Source organism: Afipia sp. DC4300-2b1 (genome assembly GCF_049895725.1).
Lineage (GTDB): Bacteria > Pseudomonadota > Alphaproteobacteria > Rhizobiales > Xanthobacteraceae > Afipia > Afipia broomeae.
The window spans coordinates 383446-406120 of record NZ_JAFCSX010000004.1 but is presented as its reverse complement, the minus strand read 5'-3'; the positions used below and the strand labels follow the sequence as shown (position 1 = coordinate 406120).

At 60.6% G+C, this 22675-nt stretch carries 20 protein-coding genes; 9 read left to right on the top strand and 11 right to left on the bottom strand.

Going from position 1 to position 22675, the window contains the following annotated elements:
• Positions 1-2 precede the first annotated feature (2 nt).
• Entirely contained in the window at positions 3-506 is a 504-nt protein-coding gene (locus ACP7AL_RS18400; RefSeq protein WP_425993393.1) for a hypothetical protein, read from the top strand.
• 76 nt (positions 507-582) lie between these two features.
• Here the strand turns inward: ACP7AL_RS18400 and ACP7AL_RS18395 are convergent, their stop codons facing one another.
• A complete protein-coding gene (locus ACP7AL_RS18395; RefSeq protein ID WP_425993392.1) occupies positions 583-2937 on the bottom strand; it encodes an efflux RND transporter permease subunit in 2355 nt (784 codons plus the stop codon).
• A gap of 260 nt (positions 2938-3197) precedes the next feature.
• Here ACP7AL_RS18395 and ACP7AL_RS18390 point away from each other — a divergent pair, with 260 nt between their 5' ends.
• From ACP7AL_RS18390 to ACP7AL_RS18360, 7 genes are all read left to right on the top strand, one after another.
• On the top strand, positions 3198-3998 hold the full coding sequence (locus ACP7AL_RS18390; RefSeq protein WP_024920608.1) for a rhodanese-related sulfurtransferase: 801 nt from the start codon (positions 3198-3200) through the stop codon (positions 3996-3998).
• Positions 3991-4209 (top strand): SlyX family protein, encoded by a 219-nt coding sequence (locus tag ACP7AL_RS18385; RefSeq protein ID WP_006019725.1) that lies wholly within the window; start codon positions 3991-3993, stop codon positions 4207-4209. Before ACP7AL_RS18390 ends, ACP7AL_RS18385 begins: the two co-directional genes overlap by 8 nt.
• Before the next feature lie 124 nt (positions 4210-4333).
• Positions 4334-5515, top strand: coding sequence for a substrate-binding domain-containing protein (locus tag ACP7AL_RS18380; RefSeq protein WP_425993391.1), 1182 nt, complete (start codon positions 4334-4336; stop codon positions 5513-5515).
• Positions 5516-5613: 98 nt separating this feature from the next.
• Complete coding sequence (locus ACP7AL_RS18375) at positions 5614-6381, top strand: ABC transporter ATP-binding protein (protein ID WP_425993390.1); 768 nt, start codon at positions 5614-5616, stop codon at positions 6379-6381.
• Between the two features lie 202 nt (positions 6382-6583).
• A complete protein-coding gene (locus ACP7AL_RS18370) occupies positions 6584-7306 on the top strand; it encodes an ABC transporter ATP-binding protein (RefSeq protein WP_425993389.1) in 723 nt (240 codons plus the stop codon).
• A complete protein-coding gene (locus ACP7AL_RS18365; protein WP_425993388.1) occupies positions 7303-8325 on the top strand; it encodes a branched-chain amino acid ABC transporter permease in 1023 nt (340 codons plus the stop codon). Before ACP7AL_RS18370 ends, ACP7AL_RS18365 begins: the two co-directional genes overlap by 4 nt.
• The gene (locus ACP7AL_RS18360; protein WP_425993387.1) at positions 8322-9377 is read left to right on the top strand and encodes a branched-chain amino acid ABC transporter permease; all 1056 of its coding nucleotides are present in this window, start codon (positions 8322-8324) and stop codon (positions 9375-9377) included. Before ACP7AL_RS18365 ends, ACP7AL_RS18360 begins: the two co-directional genes overlap by 4 nt.
• A 52-nt stretch (positions 9378-9429) precedes the next feature.
• Here the strand turns inward: ACP7AL_RS18360 and ACP7AL_RS18355 are convergent, their stop codons facing one another.
• From ACP7AL_RS18355 to ACP7AL_RS18330, 6 genes are all read right to left on the bottom strand, one after another.
• A complete protein-coding gene (locus ACP7AL_RS18355) occupies positions 9430-10203 on the bottom strand; it encodes an esterase/lipase family protein (protein WP_425993386.1) in 774 nt (257 codons plus the stop codon).
• Positions 10204-10404: 201 nt separating this feature from the next.
• Complete coding sequence (locus tag ACP7AL_RS18350) at positions 10405-11694, bottom strand: DUF445 domain-containing protein (protein WP_425993385.1); 1290 nt, start codon at positions 11692-11694, stop codon at positions 10405-10407.
• A gap of 129 nt (positions 11695-11823) precedes the next feature.
• Complete coding sequence (locus ACP7AL_RS18345) at positions 11824-12312, bottom strand: phasin (RefSeq protein ID WP_024573868.1); 489 nt, start codon at positions 12310-12312, stop codon at positions 11824-11826.
• A 162-nt stretch (positions 12313-12474) separates the two neighbouring features.
• The gene (locus ACP7AL_RS18340) at positions 12475-13071 is read right to left on the bottom strand and encodes a GNAT family N-acetyltransferase (protein ID WP_006019715.1); all 597 of its coding nucleotides are present in this window, start codon (positions 13069-13071) and stop codon (positions 12475-12477) included.
• Positions 13068-14162, bottom strand: a complete 1095-nt coding sequence (locus ACP7AL_RS18335; protein WP_425993384.1) for a PHA/PHB synthase family protein — start codon at positions 14160-14162, stop codon at positions 13068-13070. The genes ACP7AL_RS18340 and ACP7AL_RS18335 overlap by 4 nt, the downstream gene beginning before the upstream one ends.
• The gene (locus ACP7AL_RS18330) at positions 14159-14545 is read right to left on the bottom strand and encodes a hypothetical protein (RefSeq protein WP_006019713.1); all 387 of its coding nucleotides are present in this window, start codon (positions 14543-14545) and stop codon (positions 14159-14161) included. Before ACP7AL_RS18330 ends, ACP7AL_RS18335 begins: the two co-directional genes overlap by 4 nt.
• A 188-nt stretch (positions 14546-14733) precedes the next feature.
• Between ACP7AL_RS18330 and ACP7AL_RS18325 the strand changes: the two genes are divergently transcribed.
• The gene (locus ACP7AL_RS18325) at positions 14734-15648 is read left to right on the top strand and encodes an alpha/beta fold hydrolase (RefSeq protein WP_425993383.1); all 915 of its coding nucleotides are present in this window, start codon (positions 14734-14736) and stop codon (positions 15646-15648) included.
• A 48-nt stretch (positions 15649-15696) separates the two neighbouring features.
• Here the strand turns inward: ACP7AL_RS18325 and ACP7AL_RS18320 are convergent, their stop codons facing one another.
• The 4 genes from ACP7AL_RS18320 to ACP7AL_RS18305 all read right to left on the bottom strand — a co-directional run bounded on the left by ACP7AL_RS18320 (position 15697) and on the right by ACP7AL_RS18305 (position 22530).
• A complete protein-coding gene (locus ACP7AL_RS18320; RefSeq protein WP_425993382.1) occupies positions 15697-18936 on the bottom strand; it encodes a bifunctional cytochrome P450/NADPH--P450 reductase in 3240 nt (1079 codons plus the stop codon).
• A 132-nt stretch (positions 18937-19068) separates the two neighbouring features.
• Positions 19069-20070 (bottom strand): alpha/beta fold hydrolase, encoded by a 1002-nt coding sequence (locus ACP7AL_RS18315; protein ID WP_425993597.1) that lies wholly within the window; start codon positions 20068-20070, stop codon positions 19069-19071.
• 15 nt (positions 20071-20085) lie between these two features.
• Positions 20086-21624, bottom strand: a complete 1539-nt coding sequence (locus tag ACP7AL_RS18310) for a WS/DGAT/MGAT family O-acyltransferase (protein ID WP_425993381.1) — start codon at positions 21622-21624, stop codon at positions 20086-20088.
• Between the two features lie 99 nt (positions 21625-21723).
• The gene (locus ACP7AL_RS18305; protein WP_425993380.1) at positions 21724-22530 is read right to left on the bottom strand and encodes an esterase/lipase family protein; all 807 of its coding nucleotides are present in this window, start codon (positions 22528-22530) and stop codon (positions 21724-21726) included.
• Positions 22531-22675 lie beyond the last annotated feature (145 nt).

Below are 22675 nucleotides of genomic sequence, written 5' to 3'. Positions count from 1 at the left end.
AGATGTCTTTCCTCGCTTCGCGTTTTGATTTTCGTAGTTTTCGCGGCGCTACCCTGGCCGCAGCCTTCCTGATCGCTCCCGCGCTCGCGCATGCCGAAAGCGCGCCATTTGCCAATTATGCAGGCAACTGGTCCGGCAACGGCACGATCACCATCGCCGAGGGCGGTACCGAGCGCATCCGTTGCCGCGGCACCTACTCCGTCGACGACAGCGGCAACAACCTTCGTCAGGTCCTGCGCTGCGCCAGTGACAGCTACAAGTTCGAACTCACAAGCAATATCCTGGCCAGGGGCAGCAACATTACCGGTTCCTGGAGCGAAGCCAGCCGCGGCGTCAACGGCACCGTCGAGGGCAGTATTGCAAACGGCCAGGTTACCGCCCTGGTCCAGACCAACGGCTATGCAGCGACCTTCAACGTCGTGACCCGCGGCAACAAGCAGTCGGTCAACATCAGTTCGAAGGGCGAGTTGCGCGGCGTGACCATCAGTCTGTCGAGAAGCAACTAGGATCTCATATTCAAAAACCCGCCGATGATGAATCGGCGGGCTTTTTGCTGACTGAAGCCGAGAGACGCCTCGGGGTTTATTTCCTGCCCCACGCCGCCTTGATGCGGTGAGAGGTGCTGATGAGCCACATCGCCGTCGGCCGCAAAATGAAAAGGTCGGCGATCAACGCCGCGATCATGGCGAAAGCGCTGAGCCATCCGAACAGGCGCAGCGACGGCAGATCGGAAAACACCGTCACCACCAGACCGCAGGCCAGCACCACCGTGGTCAGGATCAAGGCCGGGCCGACCAGAACCGTGGCGCGCTCGACCGCCTGCGCCTCGTCGACGCCAGGCTTCTCTTCCAGCCGCAAACGGTTGAGGAAATGAATTGTCGCACTCAATCCCAGGCCGAATGACACGGTCAGCGCGACCACGCTTGCAAACTGCAGCCCCTCGCCCATGAACCACAGCACCGTGCCCGACAGCACAACCGGGAAGATGCCGGGCAGGATGCTCGCGAACATCACCACCACCGAGCGGAACGCCAGACCGATAAAAGCCGCAACCAGAATGAACTCGATGGTCAGACCGTGGTTGAGTTTTCCAATCATGCTGGCGCTGTTGCGCGCGGCGATGGCGGACAGGCCGGTCACCGCAATATTGTAGCCTGGATGCGCCTGACGGACCGTCCCCATCGCTGCATCGAGCTTCTCGACCGTCGGCAGGATCTGGCTGGAGTCGAGATCAGGCACGCGTCCTGACACCACGACCGCGTCCTGCTGCTCAGATATGAAGCGCCTGACCAGATAGGCCGGCAGCAGGTCGACATATTCTTTCAGGATCGCCACGTCAGAGCGGCCGGCTTTTTCCGCCAGCCAGCGACGCAGCGTCTCGATCGACCAGACGTTGCCGACACCCGCCTGCTTCTCGATGATCGAGTGAACGGCAGCGATGGTATCGAGCGTATCCTGATCATAGAGCGACTTGCCCTTCGGGAATTCGATCAGCACATCGATCGGATTGGCGCCGGTCAGCTTGGCATCAAGGCGGCTCGAGGCTTCGACGGCCTGCTGCTTGTCCGGCACCTGATCGGCCAGACGATAGCGCGGCTCAAGGCTCGCGTAGATAATACCGAGACCGAGCACCACGAGCAGCGCAATCAGACTGAAAAGTCCGGGGTGCCCGACCATCCGCTTGGCAATAAACGCGCAGAACGCACGCAGGGCTTCGACGCCACGGTCCGCGCCCTTCACCTTGGTGGCGAGGAGGTTCTCCTTGCGCACCAGCAGAACGCCAAACACCGGCACCAGCGACAACACCGCGAGCAGTGCGATGACGGTCGCCATCAACCCGGCCTCGCCGAAGGTGCGGATCAGGTCGGAATCGGAAAACTGCAAGGCAAGGAATGACAACGCCGCCGTGCCGTGGGTCAGCACGCAGGCCGGCCCGACCACCAGCACGGCGTTACGAAAGGCGGTGTATTTATCCTCGCCCGCGATCAGACGATCTCGAGCCGCGAACGTAAGCTGCATCGAGTCGGCGAAACTGATGACCATAATGAGGGGCGTCATCACGTTCAGGAACATGTTGAGGCTGAAACCGAGCCAGCCCAGTGTGCCAATCGACAGCAGGATCGCCAGCAGCGGCGGAAACGCCGCGACGATCATGAACGAAATGCGGCGGAAAAAGATGATCGCTATGATGCAACCAGCCAGAATGCCCGCGATGTTGTAGGTCAGGCCGTCCCGCTCGACCGCGTTGCGGATTTCGAGCTGCATCACCGGCACGCCGGACAACTGGCTATTCAAACCGGTGTCGGCGAGATCTTCGCTCATCAGCTTGCGAACTTCGCCGATGGTCGCGTTGAGGCCCTTGTTGCCGACAATCTTCGGGTCGAGCGCGAGCACGATCAGCGCCAGCGTGCCGTCCTCAGACAGCAGCTTGCCCTTGATGACCTCGTTTTCCTTTACGCGATTGATAAAGGCATCATAAGCCGCGCCTTCCGGCAGGGTTTCAGGAAACAGGGCCGCAGGCAGCCGTCCGCCCTCGGGCGGCTGGCGCGCGGAGAACAGCGAGATAATGCCGCGGGTGCCGTCCACAAGTTGCAGGTCTGTGACCAGGTCGCGCAGCTTTTCGAGCGACGAGCGCTCCAGCAGCGACTTGCCCTCCACCACGACCAACACATCATATTCGCTGGACGGGAAGCGCTTGGTCACTTCCTCATATTGCTTGTATTCGGGGGTATCGGACCGGAACAACTGGCTCAGCGAATCGTCGATCTTGATGCGCTGGATGCCGAACACTGCGATCACGCACAGCGCAAGCAGGACGACCGCCGCCGTGCGCGGCGCGCGCAGCGCAATCAGCCCGATCCGTTCCAGGCCGAACGCGATACTGAAGTTCTTTTTTCCGGAATCGCTGTGAACGGGCTCTTTTGAAATCTGATGCAACGGGACGGTTCCGATTCGAAGGTAAACCAGCGTTTTATCTAGCAGATTTCCCTGTCAGGGGGCATGCCCGCCAAATAAAGCAGTATTAAGTAGCCTTTGCGACACACCTTGCCGGTTCTGCAATAACCTGGCGGGAACACAACACTGCCGGTCGGCCCGAATTTGCCCCAAAATGCGGCAAAACCCGGCCGTCTGCTCCCGCCCGGCCTGACGTTGAATACGGGTTTTGGGGCTAGGCCCCGTGCGATATAACCCCCGCCATGTCGTACAAGGTCGCCGCATTTTATCAGTTCGTCGCGCTCCCGGATTTTGAGGCACTCAGGGAGCCATTGCGCAACATGTGCGTGGCACTCGATATCAAGGGCATCATTCTGCTGGCGGCGGAGGGCATCAACGGGACCGTCGCAGGCCGCGAGGCCTCTATCGATGCCCTGATGAACCAGTTGCAGAATGGCGCGCTTTTCAATGGCCGCCTCGACAATCTGGAACTGAAGTTCTCCAGCGCGAGCGAGATGCCGTTCAACCGGATGAAGGTCCGGCTGAAAAAGGAGATTGTCAGGCTCGGCGACCCGGAAACCGATCCCAACGCCCGGGTCGGCATCTACGTCGATGCCGCCGACTGGAACGCGCTCATCAGGCAGGACGACGTGCTGCTGCTCGACACCCGCAACGGCTTCGAAGTCGAGATGGGCACGTTCGAAGGCGCGGTCGATCCGAAGATCACCCGCTTTGGCGAGTTTCCCGATTTTGCCGGCCGCACACTCGACTCCAGCAAGCACAAGAAAATAGCGATGTTCTGCACCGGCGGCATCCGCTGCGAAAAGGCCAGTTCCTATTTGCTGTCGCAAGGCTTCGAGGAGGTCTATCACCTCAAGGGCGGCATCCTGAAGTATCTCGAGGAGATCCCCGAAGAGCAAAGTCTGTGGCGCGGCGAATGCTTCGTGTTCGACCAGCGCATCGCGCTCGGTCACGGGCTGAGCGAGCGTCAGGCCCTGCGTGGGGATGGAGCGGATCACACCGACGCGACAGAGATCGACATGAGCGAGCAAGCCGATGACTGAGCCCACCTCGCCCGCCACGCGCATCGACGCGCTGGAAATCCGCATCGCGTATCTCGACGAAACCATCGAGACGCTGAACAGTACCATTACCGCGCAATGGAAGCAGATCGACGCCCTGAGCCGGGAGATGCTGGCCCTGCGCGAGCGGCTTGATGACGCCGAGGCCAAATCGGGCTCACCCATCACGAACGAGCCGCCGCCCCATTACTGAGCGGCGTCAGGGCTGTGACACACGGCCGATCGATTACGGGCCGCAGGGAAATTTTCGCAAAAAAATTGGTAATTCCGATCCGTGTATGTATGGTCCGCCCTGAGGAAAATCGGGGAGGACAATAATGCGTAAAATTGCAATTCTCGCGGGCGTCGCCGCCGCGCTGGCCGTAGCACCGGCGTCAGCCGACGATCTCAAGATCGCGCTGATCTACGGCAAGACCGGACCGCTGGAGGCCTATGCCAAGCAGACCGAAAACGGCCTGCGTATGGGTCTGGAATACGCCACCAAGAACACGATGACGGTCGATGGCCGCAAGATCGTCCTGATCACCAAGGACGACCAGGGCAAGCCGGACCTCGCCAAGGCGGCGCTGGCCGAAGCCTATCAGGACGACAAGGTCGATCTCGCCATCGGCACCACCGCCTCTGGCGCGGCGCTGGCCATGCTGCCGATCGCCGAAGAAAACAAGAAGGTGCTGATCGTCGAGCCGGCGGTGGCCGACGCCATCACCGGCGAGAAGTGGAATCGCTACATCTTCCGCACTGGCCGCAACTCGTCGCAGGACGCGATCTCGAACGCGGTCGCTATCGGCAAGCAGGGCGTCACTGTCGCCACGCTCGGTCAGGACAACGCGTTCGGCAAGGACGGCGTCGCCGCGTTCAAGGAAGCACTCGGCAAGACCGGCGCGACACTGGCCGCGGAAGAATATGTTCCGGCAGCTACGACCGACTTCACTGCGGCAGCCCAGCGCCTGTTCGATGCGCTGAAGGACAAGCCCGGCCGCAAGATCATCTGGGTGATCTGGGCCGGCGGCGGCGATCCGCTGACCAAGATCCAGGACATGGACCCGAAGCGTTACAACATCGAGCTGTCGAGCGGCGGCAACATCCTCCCGGCGCTGGCTGCCTACAAGCGCCTGCCGGGCCTCGAAGGCGCAACTTACTACTACTACGCAATCCCGAAGAACCCGATCAACGACTGGCTCGTCGCCGAGCATCAGAAGCGCTTCAACGCGCCGCCGGACTTCTTCACCGCGGGCGGTTTCGCTGCGGCGATGGCGGCGGTGACCGCTGTTCAGAAGGCGAAATCGACCGACACCGAGAAACTGATCGCGGCGATGGAAGGCATGGAATTCGATACGCCGAAGGGCAAGATGATGTTCCGCAAGGAAGACCATCAGGCGCTGCAGAGCATGTATCACTTCCGCGTCAAGGTCGATCCGAACCTCGCTTGGGCGGATAACGAACTGGTCCGCGAACTCAGGATCGAGGACATGCAGATCCCGATCAAGAACAAGCGGTAACAAGCACGTCGTCATTGCGAGCGAAGCAATCCAATCTTCAAAAGCTGGATTGCTTCGCCGCTTCGCTCCTCGCAATGACGAACGACGAGACTCGAAACATGCCCCTCACCCTCGAGACCCGCGAGCTGACCATCCGTTTCGGCGGCCACGTTGCCGTCAACAAGGTGAGTTGCACATTTCGCCCCGGCGAACTGACCGCCATCGTCGGACCGAACGGCGCCGGCAAGACCACCTACTTCAATCTGATCTCGGGACAGTTACGGCCGACCGCCGGCGAAGTACTGCTTGCAGACGAGAACATCACGCGCCTGAGCGCGCCGCTGCGCACACGCAAGGGCCTCGGCCGCGCGTTCCAGCTCACCAATCTTTTCCCGAACCTGAGCGTCGAGGAAAATGTCCGCCTTGCCGTGCAGGCGGCCAGCGGCGTGCATTACGAGATGCTGCGTCCGTGGATGAAGCGCCGTGACCTGATCGAACGCGCCGATGCGATCCTCGATTCCATCGCGCTCGGCAACCGCCGCGCGGTCGCAGCAGCAGCCCTCTCCCATGGCGACCAGCGCAAACTTGAAGTCGCGCTGATGATGGCGCTGGAGCCGAAAGTCTTCATGTTCGACGAGCCGACCGCGGGCATGAGCGTGGACGAAGTGCCGGTGGTGCTGGATCTCATCGCGCGGCTGAAGCAGGACACCAGCAAGATCATCCTCCTGGTCGAGCACAAGATGGATGTGGTGCGCTCGCTCGCCGACCGCATCATCGTCCTGCACAACGGACAACTGGTCGCCGACGGCAAGCCAGCCGAGGTGATCGCCTCGCCGATCGTGCAGGAAGCCTATCTCGGCATCGCGCCCGGAAAGAGTGCGGCATGATGGATGTGGATAGCCTTGCCGACAATGGCACAGACCCTCGGCTCCATTGTTCTCTCCCCCCTTGCGGGGGAGAGACAGAGAGGGGGGTACAACGAACACAGCAGCGTGAGCTACCCCCCTCCCTAACCCTCCCCCGCAAGGGGGGAGGGAACAGACTGTGCTCGTGGCAAAGTAATGACCTAGCATCGCTTGAGGTGCACGCATGAGCGACATGCTGACCCTCACCGGCGTTCACACCCATATCGCGCAGTATCACATCCTGCATGGCGTCGATCTCAATGTGCCGGAAGGCCAGATCACCATGCTGCTCGGCCGCAACGGCGCGGGCAAAACCACCACACTGCGCACTATCATGGGCCTGTCACCGCCCTCCTCCGGCCAGATCAAACTTGCCCGGCAGAACATCGAAAAGCAGACGACTCCGGACATCGCCAGCCTCGGCGTCGGCTATGTGCCGGAAACCATGGCGGTCTTCTCGGATCTGACCGTGAAGGAAAACCTGATCCTCGCCGCGCGCGAAGGTCCACTCGACGACACGCGGCTGCAATGGATTTTCGGATTCTTCCCGGCGCTGAAACGCTTCTGGTTGTCGCGCGCGGGATCGCTGTCCGGCGGGCAGAAGCAAATGCTGTCGATCGCCCGCGCCATCGTCGAGCCACGCAAGCTGCTCCTCATTGATGAGCCGACCAAGGGTCTTGCGCCCGCCATCGTCGTCAACCTGATCGAATGTCTCGCTGAAGTGAAGAAGCGCGGCGCGACCATCCTGCTGGTGGAACAGAACTTCCGCGTGGCGCAGGAAGTCGGCGACAATGTACTGGTGATGGACAACGGCAAGATCGTGCATCGCGGCGCGATGGCCGACATCGCCAAGGATACCTCGTTGCAGGAAAAGCTGCTGGGTCTCAGCCTCGAGGCGCATCAATGACCGACACGACGACACCACCGGCTGCCGTTGAACCGCTGCCCCAAGCCAATCGCGATTTCATTCCGCTGTTGCTGCCAATCGCACTTGCCCTCGCCATGATCCCGCTGATCGGCTCGCCTTCGACCTGGGTGACGCTGACAATCGCGAGCCTCGCCATGGGCATGATGATTTTCATCATGGCCTCGGGGCTGACTTTGGTGTTCGGCCTGATGGATGTCCTGAACTTCGGACACGGCGCATTCATTGCGGTCGGCGCCTATGTCGCGACGCTGGTGCTGGCGCCGATGGCCGGATACGTCCAGGCCGACTCGCTGTGGCTCAATCTGCTCGCGCTGGCACCAGCCGCGCTGCTGTCGATGGCGGTCTCAGGCGCGCTCGGCCTCGTGTTCGAACGGGTGCTGATCCTTCCCGTCTACGGCAACCATCTCAAGCAGATCCTGATCACCATGGGCGGCCTCATCGTGGCTGAACAACTGCTCTATGCGCTGTGGGGCCCGGAGCGCATTCCGCTGCCGCTACCCTCGGCGCTGCGCGGGTCCTTCATTCTCGGCGACATTGCCATCGCCAAATACCGCGTGCTGGCGATGATCGTCGGCCTTGTGATGTTCGGCCTCGTGCTGCTGGTGTTGAACCGCACAAAGATCGGCTTGCTGATCCGTGCCGGTGTCGAAAATCGCGAGATGGTCGAGGCGCTGGGCTATCGCATCAAGCGGCTGTTTCTCGGCGTCTTCATGACAGGCTCCGCGCTGGCCGGCCTCGGAGGCATCATGTGGGCGCTCTATCGCGAGGAAGTTCACGCCTCTATCGGCGGCGAACTGACGGTGCTGATATTCATTGTGATCATCATCGGCGGCCTCGGCTCTATCGGCGGATGTTTCATCGGCGCGATCCTGGTCGCCATGGTCGCGAACTATGGCGGCTTCCTGGTGCCGAAGCTGGCGCTGATCTCGAACATCCTGCTGATGGTGGCAATCCTGATGTGGCGGCCGCGCGGACTCTATCCGGTGACAAATCGATGATGATCCTTTCCGGCGATCCGCCGCGCAGCCGCGTTCTCTCTCTCCTGCTCATAGTCATCGTGACGGTGCTGGCGCTGGCTCCGTTCCTGTTTCCTGGCGCCAAGGCGATGAATGTTGCCACCAAGATCTGCATCTTCGCGCTGCTGGTGGCGTCCTACGATCTGCTTCTCGGCTACACCGGCACGGTTTCGTTCGCGCATACAATGTTCTATGGCATCGGCAGCTACGGCATCGCCATTGCGCTCTACGCGATGGGGCCAACGTGGTCGGCGGTTGCCACCGGCATTGTCATTGGGCTGCCGCTGGCCGCGCTCCTCGCGCTTTGTATCGGACTGTTCTCGCTGCGGGTGCAGGCAATCTTCTTTGCCATGATCACGCTGGCCGTTGCGTCAGCGTTTCAGGTGCTGGCCTCGCAACTGTCGTGGCTGACCGGTGGCGATGATGGCCGCAGCTTCCGTTTGCCGGAGTTGCTGCGTCCCGGCACCGTGATCATTCCGAAAGATGTATTCGGCTTCGAATTCAACGGACGCATACTGACCTACTACATCGTCTTCGTGATCGCGTCTGCGCTGATCCTCACGCTGCTGCGCATTGTGAACTCGCCGTTCGGCCGCGTGTTGCAAGCGGTGCGCGAAAACCGTTTCCGCGCCGAGGCGCTCGGCTATCGCACCGTGTTTCACCTGACCTGGGCCAACGTGATTGCCGCTCTGGTCGCCGCCTGCGCCGGCGTGCTGAATGCGTTGTGGCTGCGCTATGCCGGACCGGAGACGCTCTCCTTCACGATCATGATCGACATTCTACTGATGGTGGTGATCGGCGGCATGGGCACGATGTACGGCGCGATCATCGGCGCGGCGATTTTCATTCTCGCTGAAAACTACCTTCAGGCGCTTATGGGTGCGGCCTCACAGGCGACCGCCGGTGCGGGCATTCCTGTGTTGCCTGCCCTGCTGCATCCCGACCGCTGGCTGCTGTGGCTCGGTCTGCTGTTCATCGCCAGCGTGTACTTCTTCCCGACGGGAGTGGTCGGCAAACTGCGCGGGAAAGGCTGACGAGAAAATGGCCGGGCGAGCCCGGCCATTTTCAATATCGTCCTCGCTACTTTCACCTCGCCGGGTCCGGATAAACCAGGCTGCGCCAGCCGCTGCGATCGAACGGCTTCCATTCGCCTTCCGCCTGCGCAAGACGATCGGCGACGGCATAAACGATCGCCGGATGGTGACCCATGCCGCAATGGCTGGCGCCCTGCACCTCGATGTTCTCGGCATACGTGCCCGGCTGCTCGATGCAGCTTTGCCACGCGCAAATGCCGTCGGTGCGGCTGAAGATCGCGGTGGTCGGCACCGGCGGTGTCCTCGCCATCTCCCCGCCGAAGGTCGTATCGTGCTGGTCGGCGCGGCGGCCGCTGACAGTCTCATAAGTGCGCCACGCATTGGTCGCCCGCGGACTCCCCGCGAACGGGCTGCCGAGCGTGATCACCGAGCGCACACGGTCCGGCATCATCTTCGACAACTGCCGTGCATAGATTCCGCCGAGGCTCCATCCCACAAGACTGACCTTGCGGCCGTGCGTCTCGTTGAGATCCTGCACGAGATTGATCATGGCGTCCTGCACACCGGCGCGCGGACCGAAGTTGCGGCCAAGGCCCCAACCGCTCACGGCATATCCGCGGCTCTTCAGGAACGAGCGCAGCGGACGCGTCGCGTTGTCGCTGGTGATCAATCCCGGCAGCACCAGCACGGGATGACCGTCACCCTTGGGCGCGAGGCTGAGCAACGGAAGCGCGCCGAGGAAGGCGCCGAATTCGCTAATGGCGCGCGCCTCCATCAGCATCAGCAATCTGGATGGTGGGCGAAGCGTCTGGGTAGCAACGGACATTCGATTTCCTTTTCGTCAGTACGTTTCCGGCTTTCGGCCGGCGCGACAAAATCAACTCCAATGCGAAACGAATCAGGACAACACGTCAATCAACGCACATTGATTCAAGCTATGGGTCAAATTCCGGCATTTCAAGCCGCCCTCGTCGCGTTTGAAACGAGTGTTGCAAATAGCCGACAGGCTGAATTTTCGCGTGGACTATCAGAGCGTTTTGACCACCACTTCCGCGGTGTGCAGTGCAACACCCGCGAGTCCTCCGATCAGTGCGCCATTGAATCGGATGTATTGCAAATCCTTGCCGATGTTGATCTCGATCAGGTTGATCAACTGCTTCATGTCCCACGACTTGACCTGATCGGCGATGAAACGCGACACGCCGCTCTTCTGGTCGGCGATGAAGCTGCGAAGCACAGCAACGATGCCACCGTTGATCTCTGCGCGCATTTCGCTGTCGGCAGCGAGTTGCCGGCCCGCCTCCAGGAACACGTTGGCGAGATGATGCTGCAGCACGTTGCTCTCGCCGCTCGCGCTTCGGTCAATGAATGCCTTGACGTTGGCCCAGATGTCGCGCGTCAGCGCAGCAAGCTCGGGACGCGCCAGCAGATCGCGCTTCAATCCGTCGATGCGATCTGCGTAAGTCTTGTCGTTCGCCAGCTTGTCTGGAAGTGTCAGCAGGATGCGATCGACCTCGCCGCGAAACGGATGCTGGGGATCAGAGCGCACTTCTTCAAAGAACGATGTGGCCGATGCCGCAACCCTCTTCAGCAGGAACTTGTCGGCGCGATAAAACTTCAGCAGCGTCGGAAGCTCGTTGCGGATTTTCTCCCGGATCAGTTCAAGCGTCTCCGGCTTGTTGATGGACTCGTGAACCGCCTGCAGCAGATCGTCGAGCATGCCCTTGTGGCGTCCCTCGGCGATAAAGCCGCGGAGCGTTCCCGCGGCTAATGGCGCGAGATCGACAGACTGAAGCTGCGTCACGATGCGGCGTGTGAAATACGACTTCAATCCCGAGGTTTCCGCGGCCGCAAGCGCCTCCGGCAACAGACGCAGAACGAAACGCGCCAGATCCGAACTTTTCTTCTGATCTGTCAGCCAGGCTGAAATGAACGATGCGAAATCGACCTCACGCAACTTCGCGTCGACCGGCGCGGGGCTCAGAAAATGCACCTCGATGAATTCGCCAAGTTTGTCAGCGATTCTGTGCTGATTTTGCTGGATGATGGCGGTGTGCGGGATCGGCAGCCCCAGCGGACGCCGGAACAGTGCCACCACGGCGTACCAATCCGCCAGCCCGCCGATCGTCGCTGCCTCCGCGAAGGCTGCGAGAAATCCGAATCCCGGATGCACGCGCTCCATCGCCTTGGCGATGATCAGCACGACGACACAGCCCGCGAGCACGAGCGTGGCGAGCATCTTGACCCGGCGCAGTTCCGCGGCGCGCGCGATGTCGCCGGTATCCGCGACCAGCACGAATTTTCCGTTGTCAGCCATGATCGATCCCGGTCAACCGACATTGCATCGCGAACCCGCTCCCGTCAAAGGAAGGAGGCACGCGGCAAACAAAGGCCCGCTCGAAGCGGGCCTTTGGTCGTCGAATTGTAGGGTGGTCGAGGCCGGCTATCAGGCCGACTTGGTGTAGGACGCGACCTTCGCGAAGTTGTCCTGCGCGGTCTTGGCACCGTCGGCGATCAGCTTGCCGAAGTATTCGGTGGTGGCCTTGGCGCGCGACATCACGACTTCGCCCTGAGCGCGGAGCAGATCGCCCTGGATCGTGACGGCTTCGTTCAGCGACTTCGCCGACGCCAGCTTGTCGATGCCCGAGAACAGCGCCTGCGCGTCTTCGTAAACGGCCTGCTGGATGCTGCGGGAGATCTTCGCGGTCTCGCTGACCGAACCGGCGACAGCGGTTTCGATAGCCGAGGTGACCTTCTCAGAACCGGTGTGGATTTCAGCAGCACGGTCCTTGGCGGTGCCGGCGGCCTTCTTCACGAACTCACGAGCAGCTTCAGGAACTTCCACGTTCGGGAAATTCTTCAGCGCGTCGGTGACGGGCGCGAAAGCGGTCTTCACGGTGTTCAGCACGGACTCGGTGTTGAAAGAATTCGTCATTGTCTGTCTCCATCCTCAGGGTTGCGAGCTATGGGCTCATCCCCGTCCGGTATGGCCCGGGGCAAGGTGGTTATGCCAAAGTCTTAGATGCACTGCAACAGAAATGTTGCACTGCGCCATCACGAGCCCGTGATAAGATCAAATTTAAGCTATTTCAATGGCTTAACCGACAGCTTCGGAGACCCCATAGGCCTCGAGCTGGGCACGGACCTTGGAGACATTGTGACCGAGAACCACGATATCGTGGGTTTTCCCGGCCAGGTCCCTCACCTGATCGTGCAGCAAGGCCTCCGCCTTGAAGCCGAGGCTCTCGAACAGGGCGATGGCGCCGGTCTGATCGACCGTCATCTGGGCCACGATTTTTTCCAGCCCTGATCCCAATGCGAGCGCGAAGGTTTCCTGCGATAGCGCACGGCCTACACCGAGACCGCGGACGTCCTTGGACACCACCATGCGGATTTCGCCGACATGCGGCGACCACGACAGAAGATCCCGGACGATGGTGCCGCAGCCCACCACCGTACTCCCCTTCACTGCCAGAAGACTCACCAAACCGCCGCGCTCGAGCTCCTTGATCCAGGCGGAGAGCACCTTCGGCTCGCTGATGTTGCGCGGAATGAAGAGCAGGTCATGAACCGGGAGTTTTTGCGCGAACGCAAGGACAGCCGCCTCGTCCGCCGCCGTCATGTGACGAAATTCGATCTCGCCGCCTTCGGTCATGACGCGACGCGGATAGGAACGCATTTCAGTGCTGCTCATGTTGATCGCTCACTTAACCAGGAATCGAGTTTGGGCCAAAGGCGCTTGATGGCATTCGCGCCGGCGACGAGACTGACATGACCACCCTTGAGAATGATCTCGGTCTTGTCAGTCGATCCGATCATCTGCATCAGATGCTTTGCCGCATCGTAAGGCACAATGTGATCGTGCTCAGCGACGGCGTGAAGCAACGGGACTTTGATCTTTGAGATGTCCGCGGGACGCCCGCCAACGGTCATCGTGCCGTTGAAGAGCTTGTTGTCCCACATGAGATCTTTCGTGGTCTGCCGGAAATATTCACCGGCCAGCGGCAGCGTATCCTGCCCCCAACGATCGAACATCTGGAAGGATTTCACGTACTCATCATTCCAGATGTTTTCCCAGAGCTGTATCTGCCCGACAGCGCGCGACGCCGGCCGCAGCATTTCAAACGACGACCGGATCATTTCGGGCGAGACATTGCCGGCTTTGTCGATCAGTCCATCTACGTCGAAATAACGCCGGTCGGCGAAATTCTGGAACAATTTCATCTGGCGGAAATCGATCGGCGTGGTGAAGCATACGAGGTTCTTCATTGGCCCATCGTTGAAAATCGAGCCGTAAAGCAACGACAGCACACCGCCGAAACAATACCCGATGACGTTGACATCGGTCTCGCCGGAATCCTCCTGCACGCGCTGAATGCACTCCGGAATGAAGCCGAGCACATAGTCTTCCATGCGCAGCGACTTTTCTTCCGGACGCGGCGCGTTCCAGTCGAGCATGTAGACATCGTAACCCTGCTTCAGCAGGAATTCGATAAAGCTCTGACCCGGCACCAGATCGAGGATGTAACCGCGGTTGGTCGTCGCCATCACGATCAGGATCGGGATGCGATAGATCTCATCCGCCAGCGGCCGATAGTGATAAAGATTCATCGTGCCTCTGGAGATCAGCACATCTTTCGGCGTCGATCCGAGCGAAGGGCCGGACGATGCGAAATACTCCACACCCTTGATGCTGCGCTGAATTGCACGCTGGACTTCGGTCTGAATGCGCTCTCCGATCTGCGCGACGTCCGGCAGAGCGCTTGCGTTGGCCTGCGCGTTCATGGCGTGCCTCCCTTGGCCGCAGATGGAGGCTGCTTGGTGCGCGGAGGCCGTGGCGCGGCCATCCCGTTGCTCTGGGCGACAGGATCACCATGCACGCGATTGAGAAGCGCCCTGATTTCGCTCAGTTGCCCTTCGATCGATTGCAGCCGGTCAGCCATATCGGTCATCTGCGCACGGCTGGGCAGGTTCATACTGACCAGATAGCGCTCCATCAGGTCGCCGACGGTTTTTTGCGCACCGACCGAAGCGCCGGTGAGCTGATGCGTGACCCGGCTGAACTGCTCCGAACCCATGACCTGATTGGCCATGGCGTTGAAACCTTTTTCCATCTCGGCAAGCATGGTGTGCCACACCTGCACCGGATCGGTGGGTTTGTCGGACATATAAGGCGCCCCTCCGGAAGCGTTAACGAATAGCCGTTGGGCCAGCTTTTTTTGCTATTCCATACCGTTGCGGGGGTTCGGTCAACCGACCCGTCGTTTAAAACAGGCGCGACACCGTTCCCGGCTTCTGCAAGGCCCAAAAGCATGTAATAGGGGTTTTAACTTTATTTCATTTCGAGAGGGACGACGTGGACGCAATTGCACACCAGCCTCCGCAGATGGCGAAGACCAACGGAATCGAACTTTGCTACGAAATCTTCGGTGCGCCGGATGCAGAACCGCTGGTCCTCATCATGGGTCTTGGCGCGCAGATGATTCACTGGGATGACGAGTTCTGCGAGCAGCTCGCCGGGCGCGGCTTTCGCGTGATCCGCTTCGACAACCGCGATATCGGAAAATCGACCAGGCTTTCGGGCGGAAAGCCGCTGCGTCCGATGGAACTGATCAAGCTCCGGCTTTTCAAGATCGCTCCTGAAGCGCCCTATAAGCTGTGGGACATGGCCCGTGACGTCGTAGGCCTGCTCGATACACTCGGAATCAGAAAGGCGCATATCGTCGGCGCGTCGATGGGCGGCATGATCGCGCAGGAAATTGCGATGCAGCATCCTGACCGGGTACTGTCGCTTACATCGATCATGTCATCGACGGGCAATCCCAAGCTGCCTCAGCCGACCCGTGAGGCGTCGGCCATTCTGTTCGCACCTCCGCCGACTTCCAAAGAGGAATATATCGAGCGTTTCGGCAAGACGTGGAAAGTTCTGCGCGGCGGTTCATTCCCGCAGGACGAAGCAAAAGACCTTCACCGCGCCGAGGCAACATATGCGCGCGGCCTCAATCCGGCGGGCGTCGGACGGCAACTGCGCGCCATTCTCGCCTCTGGCAATCGCAAGCATCGGCTGCGGTCGGTCAGGGCGCCGACGCTGGTCATTCACGGCACCATCGATCCGCTGGTGCGGGTGGAAGCCGGAAAAGACACGGCCGCGTCCATTCCCGGCGCGAAGCTGCTGCTGATCGACGGCATGGGCCATGCACTGCCGATTCCGATGTGGCCGACAATCATCAATGCGATCGCCGAACACGCGCGCGGAATCAACAGGAACTAACAAGAAAGCGTGCGGAGGCGGCCGGCAGAGATCCGGCCGGCGGAAATCTCAGCTCCCCGCCCAGACGTCGAGTACATAGCGGTTCTGCGTCCCCATGGTGTCGATCCATTGCAGGGCGGCGGCCTCGTCGGCTCCGGTCCGCTCGCGGTAGATTGTCGTGAGCACGCGCTTGACGTCCGGCTCCATCTTGCTGCCGTCACCGCACACGTAAATGATCGCGCCGGCCTCGATCAGTTTCCAGACCTTGTCCTTCTGGGCGGCGATCAAGTCCTGCACATAGCTCTTCGGCGTGTCCGCGCGCGAGAAGGCGACGTGAAGATCGGTGATCCCCTTCTCGGCATAACCCTTGAGTTCATCCGGATAGAGGAAATCCTGCTCGGGATGGCGGCATCCGAAGAACAGCATCGAGGGGCCGAGCGTCTGCCCCTTCTCCTTCATCGCCGCGCGTTCCTGCAGGAAGCCGCGGAACGGCGCGAGACCGGTGCCCGGGCCGATCATGATGATCGGCGTCAGGGGATTCTCGGGTAGCCGGAAGCCGGCCTTGGTTTCGCGAACGATGGCGTGAACCACATCGCCCGGACGCCGGCTGGCGAGATAATTCGAGCAGACGCCCTTGTAGATGCCGCGTCCGGAGGTCGCGGGCGCATCGACCACACCGACGGTCACGCTGCACTTGTTGCTACCGAGCGCCGCCGGCGACGACGAGATGGAGTAGTAGCGCGGCGACAGCAGCGAGAGCATTTCCAGATAGGTGTGGAACGGCAGCTCGCACGCCGGATATTCCTCCAGCAGGCTGTAGACCGACCTGCGCTTGCCCAGGATTTCCGAACGGTAGAGTTCGGTCGAGACAGGATCGTCACCGATAAAAGCTTCCAGCTTCGGTTTGGTCCTCGGGCAGCGCGTATTCTCCGCCATGATCTGGATCTGCTTGCGGGTCGCGATCTGCTGCAATTCCACGAACTCGGTCAGCAGCCGCCCGACCGACACGGCATTGTCGACCGGCAACTGCGCCCGGCGTCCGGCGGCGACATGCAGCCGCACCTGATCGGCAGGCAGGAAGCCGAAGCGCCGCGCCACGGCGTCCACCAGAACCGGGTCGTTCCGCGGAATGACGCTGAGGTGATCGCCGACGCGGTAGCTGATGCCTTCAGGCAATTCCACTTCGATATGCCGCGTCGAGCGCGTAGACGGATTGGCGCCGGATTGGTTCTGCAATTCGTCGTTGATGAGAAGCTTGACCGGCACGGCGCCGCCGGAGACTGCGATCGTGTTGACCGCACTATGCGCCACCGGTTCGATCTTGTAGAGCGGCTCATCGTTGGCTTCACGCGTGAACCCCGTCTCGATACCGGCTTCCTTCCCGGCAAGCTCGCGCACCGATTTGAACCATTTCTCGAATTGTCCATCGAGATCGTCGCGGGCATCGCCCTCTCCGCGCGGCAATCCAGCCTTCGCGCCATGGGCGGAAAGCTGCTCGTCAATCAGGCGCGGGATAGACTGGTAAGTCGCCAGCCAGTCGCTGTTGCCGCAACCGAACACGGTATAACGAACGCCCTCGAAGGCATCCTTCGGAAGATCGCTGCTGAGCCAGTTGACGAACTTTGTCGCATTGTCCGGCGGCGCGCCATTGTAGGACGCGCAGAAAATGATGACGTCGCCTTGATCCTTCAGGTTGCCGACATAATCGTCGAGCGGCGCAAGCTTGGTGGCAAACCCGTTGACTTCGGCCAAATCCGCAACGCGATGGGCCAGTTCCTCGGCGGTGCCGAGATTGGAGCCGTAGAGAATGAGCAGCGGCGTGTTGTGACCGGGACGAACGCGCGCCGGTGCGGCAGTCCCGGATGCATCTGCGACCGCAGCCCCGGGACGGTTGGCGACGATGGTGCGGTCCTTGTCCGAACGCGCCCGCACCTTAATCTTGAAGCCGTCGGGCTTGATCGTCAGCGTTTCTTTCAGATGCATCTGATAGCGCGTGTGGTCCAGCAGCTTGAAGCGCTGGAGGATCATGCCGAGCGCCAACGCGGCCTCATGCATCGCAAACCCGCGGCCGATACATGCACGCTGGCCGTTGCCGAACGGCTTCCAGGCATTCGGCGGACGCTTGGTCTCAGCCTCACGGCTAAAATTTTCCGGATCGAATACGTCCGGGTTAGGTCCCCACACCGAAGGATCGCGGTGCAGCGCCATCACCAGGATCGTAATGAAGGTGCCTTTCCGCAGCTTGTACTTGCCGCCAATGGTTTCATCCTTGAGCGGTGTGACGCCGTACGCCGGCGCCGGCGGCCACATACGCAGCGACTCTTTCAGAATCTGCGAAATGTATTGAAGCTGAGTGACCTGCTGGAACGTCGGCTTGGCATCAATGTCAGCACCGAGAACGCGATCGACTTCCTCGTATGCTTTCTTGAGCACCTCGGGGTGCTTGAGCATGGCATAGATCGCGCAGGATAAAAGGCCGCTCGTGGTTTCGTGGCCCGCAATCAGGAAGGTATTGATCTGGTAACGGATGTTGACGTCGTCGAGTTGTTCGCCGGTCACCTTGTCGACGCCGGTCAGCATCGCATTGAGCATGTCTTTCGTGCTCGCAGCGGCCTCGGCGTTCTTGCGGCGTTCGGCGACGATTTCGTCGACCATGTTGTTCATGAACGCAACGTCTGCCGCCATGTCGGTCCGGCGGGCGCGCATGAACAGCCCTTCCAGCGGAAGGCCGCGCGTCATCATGATCGTTTCCAGCGAACGCACCAGCGCGCCGACAAACGGGTGATAATCCTCCCGGTAAAATGAATTGAAACGATAGTCGAAACCGCACAGCCCAATGGTATCGAGCGTCAGCGCGGTCATGTCGTGCACGACGTCGATCTCGTCGTCGGCGTTGAGCCGTTCCCATTTCTTGACGAGCTGTTCGGCGATATCCACCATCATCGGGTGGTAGGACTGCATCGCCCGACCGCCGAACGGCGAGAGCAGGATGTTGTGCGCCTTGTTCCAGTTCGGCTCGGTCGTGTCAGCCGTGAACAGGCCATCGCCGCCGATCGCGCGCACCCGGCGCAGCGCTCCGCGTACCGCCTTGTCGAACCGCTTCTCGTCGCTCAACTCGTTGACAAGTTCGAAGCCCGAAACGATCACCAGCGGCTGGCCCATCATGTCGAGCCAGAAGATCGGACCAAGCTCCTTGGTCTTGCGTACCAGATCCTGCACAGGCGCTGTCGAGTCCAGCGACAGCATGTTGCCGACGACCGGCTTCTTCGGCGGATGCGGAATGGGATTCAGCTTGTTCTGAGACGCCATCGCTCGGATATCTCCTGCCCACGTGACTTATTGATGCCCGGCTGGCCCGGAGCTTTTCTCCGAAGCTACTGTTCCGGCGCATGTTTTGCAAAGAACTTATACTGCAAGGGCTTTGGCTGGCTCCCGGCGGCGTTACCCGAAACGCCGCCTCCGCCATTCGAGGATTTTGGTGCTGACCTCGCCGGGCTGCTCCTGCTGGGTCCAGTGGCCGCTGTCTCTGATCAGGTGTTTTTCGAGATCAGGAACAATATTCTCCATCCCGTCGCATGACGAGGGCGGAAGAACCGCATCGTTCTCCGCCATGATCATCAGCGAGGGCACGCGCACGGTGTGGTCGATATGCGCCGAACGCTCCCAGTTTCGGGTCATGTTGCGATACCAGTTGATCCCGCCAGTGAAGCCCGAGCCTTTGAAAGCATCCACGAACACCTGCATTTCCTCGGGCGTCAGGATTTTCTCGCGAGGATCGAGCTTGCCATCGTAACCCGCGACCATCTGCGGAAACGCCATGTTCAGCTTCGGTGACGCACCGAGACCCGCCGCTGGCGGCCCTTCGCCGGCTTCCGGCGCTTTCTTTTGCGGCATCGGCTTGCGCATGAAGAAGTCGAAGGTCTGCTCGACACGGCTGTCGAATATCTTGTCGGCGCGGCGTTCAGGGTCCTGAAACTGCGCGATATAAAGATGGTCGCCGTACCGCTGGCGCAGAAGTCCGATCGGATCGCTTGCCGTTCGCGGGGTGTGCGGCGTGTTGACGCCGATGACGCCTGCGACACGGGATGGATGCCGCAGCGGCATCTGCCAGACGATAAACCCGCCCCAGTCGTGGCCGACAAAGATCGCCTTGTCGATGTTGAGATGATCTAGCAGGCCGACCAGATCGCCGGTGAGGTGTTCAATATCGTAGGCTTCGACCTGGTCCGGACGGTCCGTCGCGCCGTATCCGCGCTGGTCTGGCGCAATAACCCGGACACCCGCCTCGCTCAGCGCCTTGATCTGATGCCGCCAGGAAAATGCGATCTCCGGCCATCCATGGCACAGCACCAGCGGCGGCTTGTCTGACTTGGGACCGGCTTCATAGAAGCCCATGCGTATGCCATTGACCTCGGCATACTGAAGCGGCGGCATTTCCATCATTGCAGGTGCCACGTCTCAGCTTGCCGCGCTTGCGTGATTGCCGGGCGCTACTGCTGCGGCGAGCAGCTCGAACTCCTTGGGCAGCATGTTTGCCAGCACTTCCACATGCGGAATGATGTTGGCTCCGGCGATGAAGCCGAAATCGAGCTGGTCGCGATAGCTTTGCACGGTAATGTTCAATGCGAGGCCATGGGTCGCGATCGAGACCGGGAAAATATGAAGCAATTCCGCGCCCACCGCATAAAGCGTCTGCCGCGGACCCGGCACATTCGAGATCGTGACGTTTGCACTCGGCGGAAGCACATCGGACAGATTCGAGCGGCTGTAGAGCAAGGCCAGCACCTGAATCAGGATCGGCGCGCCCAACATCGAAATGTTGGACATCGAGGGCATCAGCGCCCGCAACGGATGCGACATTTCCTTCGATTTGGCCGACTGGGCGATGATCGCCTGAAGGCGCTCCTTCGGGTCCTCGATATTGGTCGCCAGCGAGCAGATCATCCCGAACACCTGATTGTTGGCTTCAGTGTTGCCCTCCTCGCGCAGCGAGATCGGCACCGCTGCCGTCAGTGACCGGCTCGGCAATCCGCCATGCTCGAGCAGATACCTTCGCAGCACGCCGCTCGACAGCGCCATCACAACGTCATTGAGTTTGCCGCCGGCCTGCTTTGCGATCGCCTTGGCTTCAGGCAGCGAGACCGAGACGCCGGCGAAGCTGCGTTCCGACGAAATCGTCTTGTTCAGCATTGTCGATGGCGAGACCATGCTCGCCAGACTGTCCCGCGATTTCGGGTCGGAAACCTTCGCGATCATGTCGCGGATGCTCTTGACGGTTTCCGGCACTCCGCCAAGCATCCTGATGCCGCTCTCGATCTGGAACATCGCGTTGTCGAACAGAACGGACCCGAGATCGCTTTTGCCGCTGCGTGGCAGGTCGAAGCTTTTGGCCTTTGACGCATCGAGCGGCTGACGCCAGAGCTGGGTATAGGAATCCAGCATGTTGGCCGCGATGTCCCGCGGCTCGTTGGCGGGCTTGTTCGGAACGACCTTCGGAAATTCACGCGGCACCGGTGTGATGTCATAGATCATGTTGGTGAGCGCAGCGCCGGCGCCGCCATCGATGCAGGCATGGTGCATCTTGGAATAAAGCCCGATCTCGTTGTTCTCCATGCCCTCGAACACGTAAAACTCCCAGAGCGGACGCGCCCTGTTGAGCAGCTTGGCATGTATCCAGCCCACCGTTCGTTCCAGCATCGCCCGGTTATGCGGTGCCGGCAAACTCGCCCGGAAGATATGACGGTCGATGTCGAACTGGTCGTCCTCGACCCAGCTCGGATTGTCGATGTCTAGCGGAGCTTTCTCCAGCCGCGCTTTGAGGATCGGGGCAACATGAATCCGGTCCGCGATCATCTTCTTGAAGTCTTCGAAGAAATCGCCGTGATAACCGTCCTTCAGCTTGAAGATCGCCATGCTTCCGACATGCATCGGCATCTCGGGCGTCTCGAGATAAAGGAACGACGCGTCCATCGAGGACAGCTTCCTGGCGTGACTCATAGTACCCTCCCGTTTCAGGCGAGATCACGACGCCCCGGAAATTCGTTTTCCGTTCTCCTGCACCGTGCTCCGACGGCCGCCGTCGCCTTTCCGGCGATCTCATCCGGCAGTATTCTCTTTCTCCGGTCGTGCATAGGCCAGCGCGAACGGCCCCGAGCGATCGAACGGATGAAATTCCCCTTCTTTCTGCGCGAGACGATCAGCAACCGCCCACAGCGCAGCAGCATTCACGCCGATGCCGATATGGCTCGCGAGAGTGATCTCGATGTTTTCCGCTGTATCGGCTTCACGCACAAGGCAAGTCCGCCAGTTCACGATCCCGTCGGTGCGGGTATAGAGCGATGACGTCGGCACCGGCAAATCGCCGGACAACGCCTGAATATCCTTGATGTCGGCGTCTTCAATGGTTTCGCCCGACACCATCTCGTAGACGCGCTTGGCATTGGTCGCGGAGATGTCACCAGCGAAGGGACTGCCCAGCGTCACGACATAACGAACCATCTCTGGCATTCGGAGCGCGAGATCACGCGCGTAAACGCCGCCAAGGCTCCAGCCGACCAGGCTGACCTTGCGGCCGGTTGCGTTGTGAACGCTGGCGAGCAGCTTGCCGAGCTTGTCGCGCATGCTGTAGACGCCCCCGGTGTTCCGGCCGAATCCCCAGGGATGGGTCGAGAACCCGAGCAGATCGAGATAGCGCCGCAGGATGAGTGTCGAGACATCGCTTGCCAGCAGGCCTGGCAGGACCAGCACGGGATGCCCGTCGCCGCGGGGAGCCGTCAAAAGCGCGGGCGCCATCAACAACGTGGCGTTCAGTTCGAACACCCCTCGCCCCTCGGCAAGAAACAGACCGAGATTTGGCGGCCGTAATCGGCCCTTTGTAGCGAGGTGGCTCTCGTTAACTGTCATTGCGACCTGCCCGGGCAAACAGCTTCATCACACAACGCTCTTACTGCTTCGCACTGAGGCAGTCCGCATAGTCTAGAAGCATGTCGGGCCTCATGCCAATCGGGTTTCGGTGAAAACGGCTGCGTGGTGAATTTTATTGCTCTGC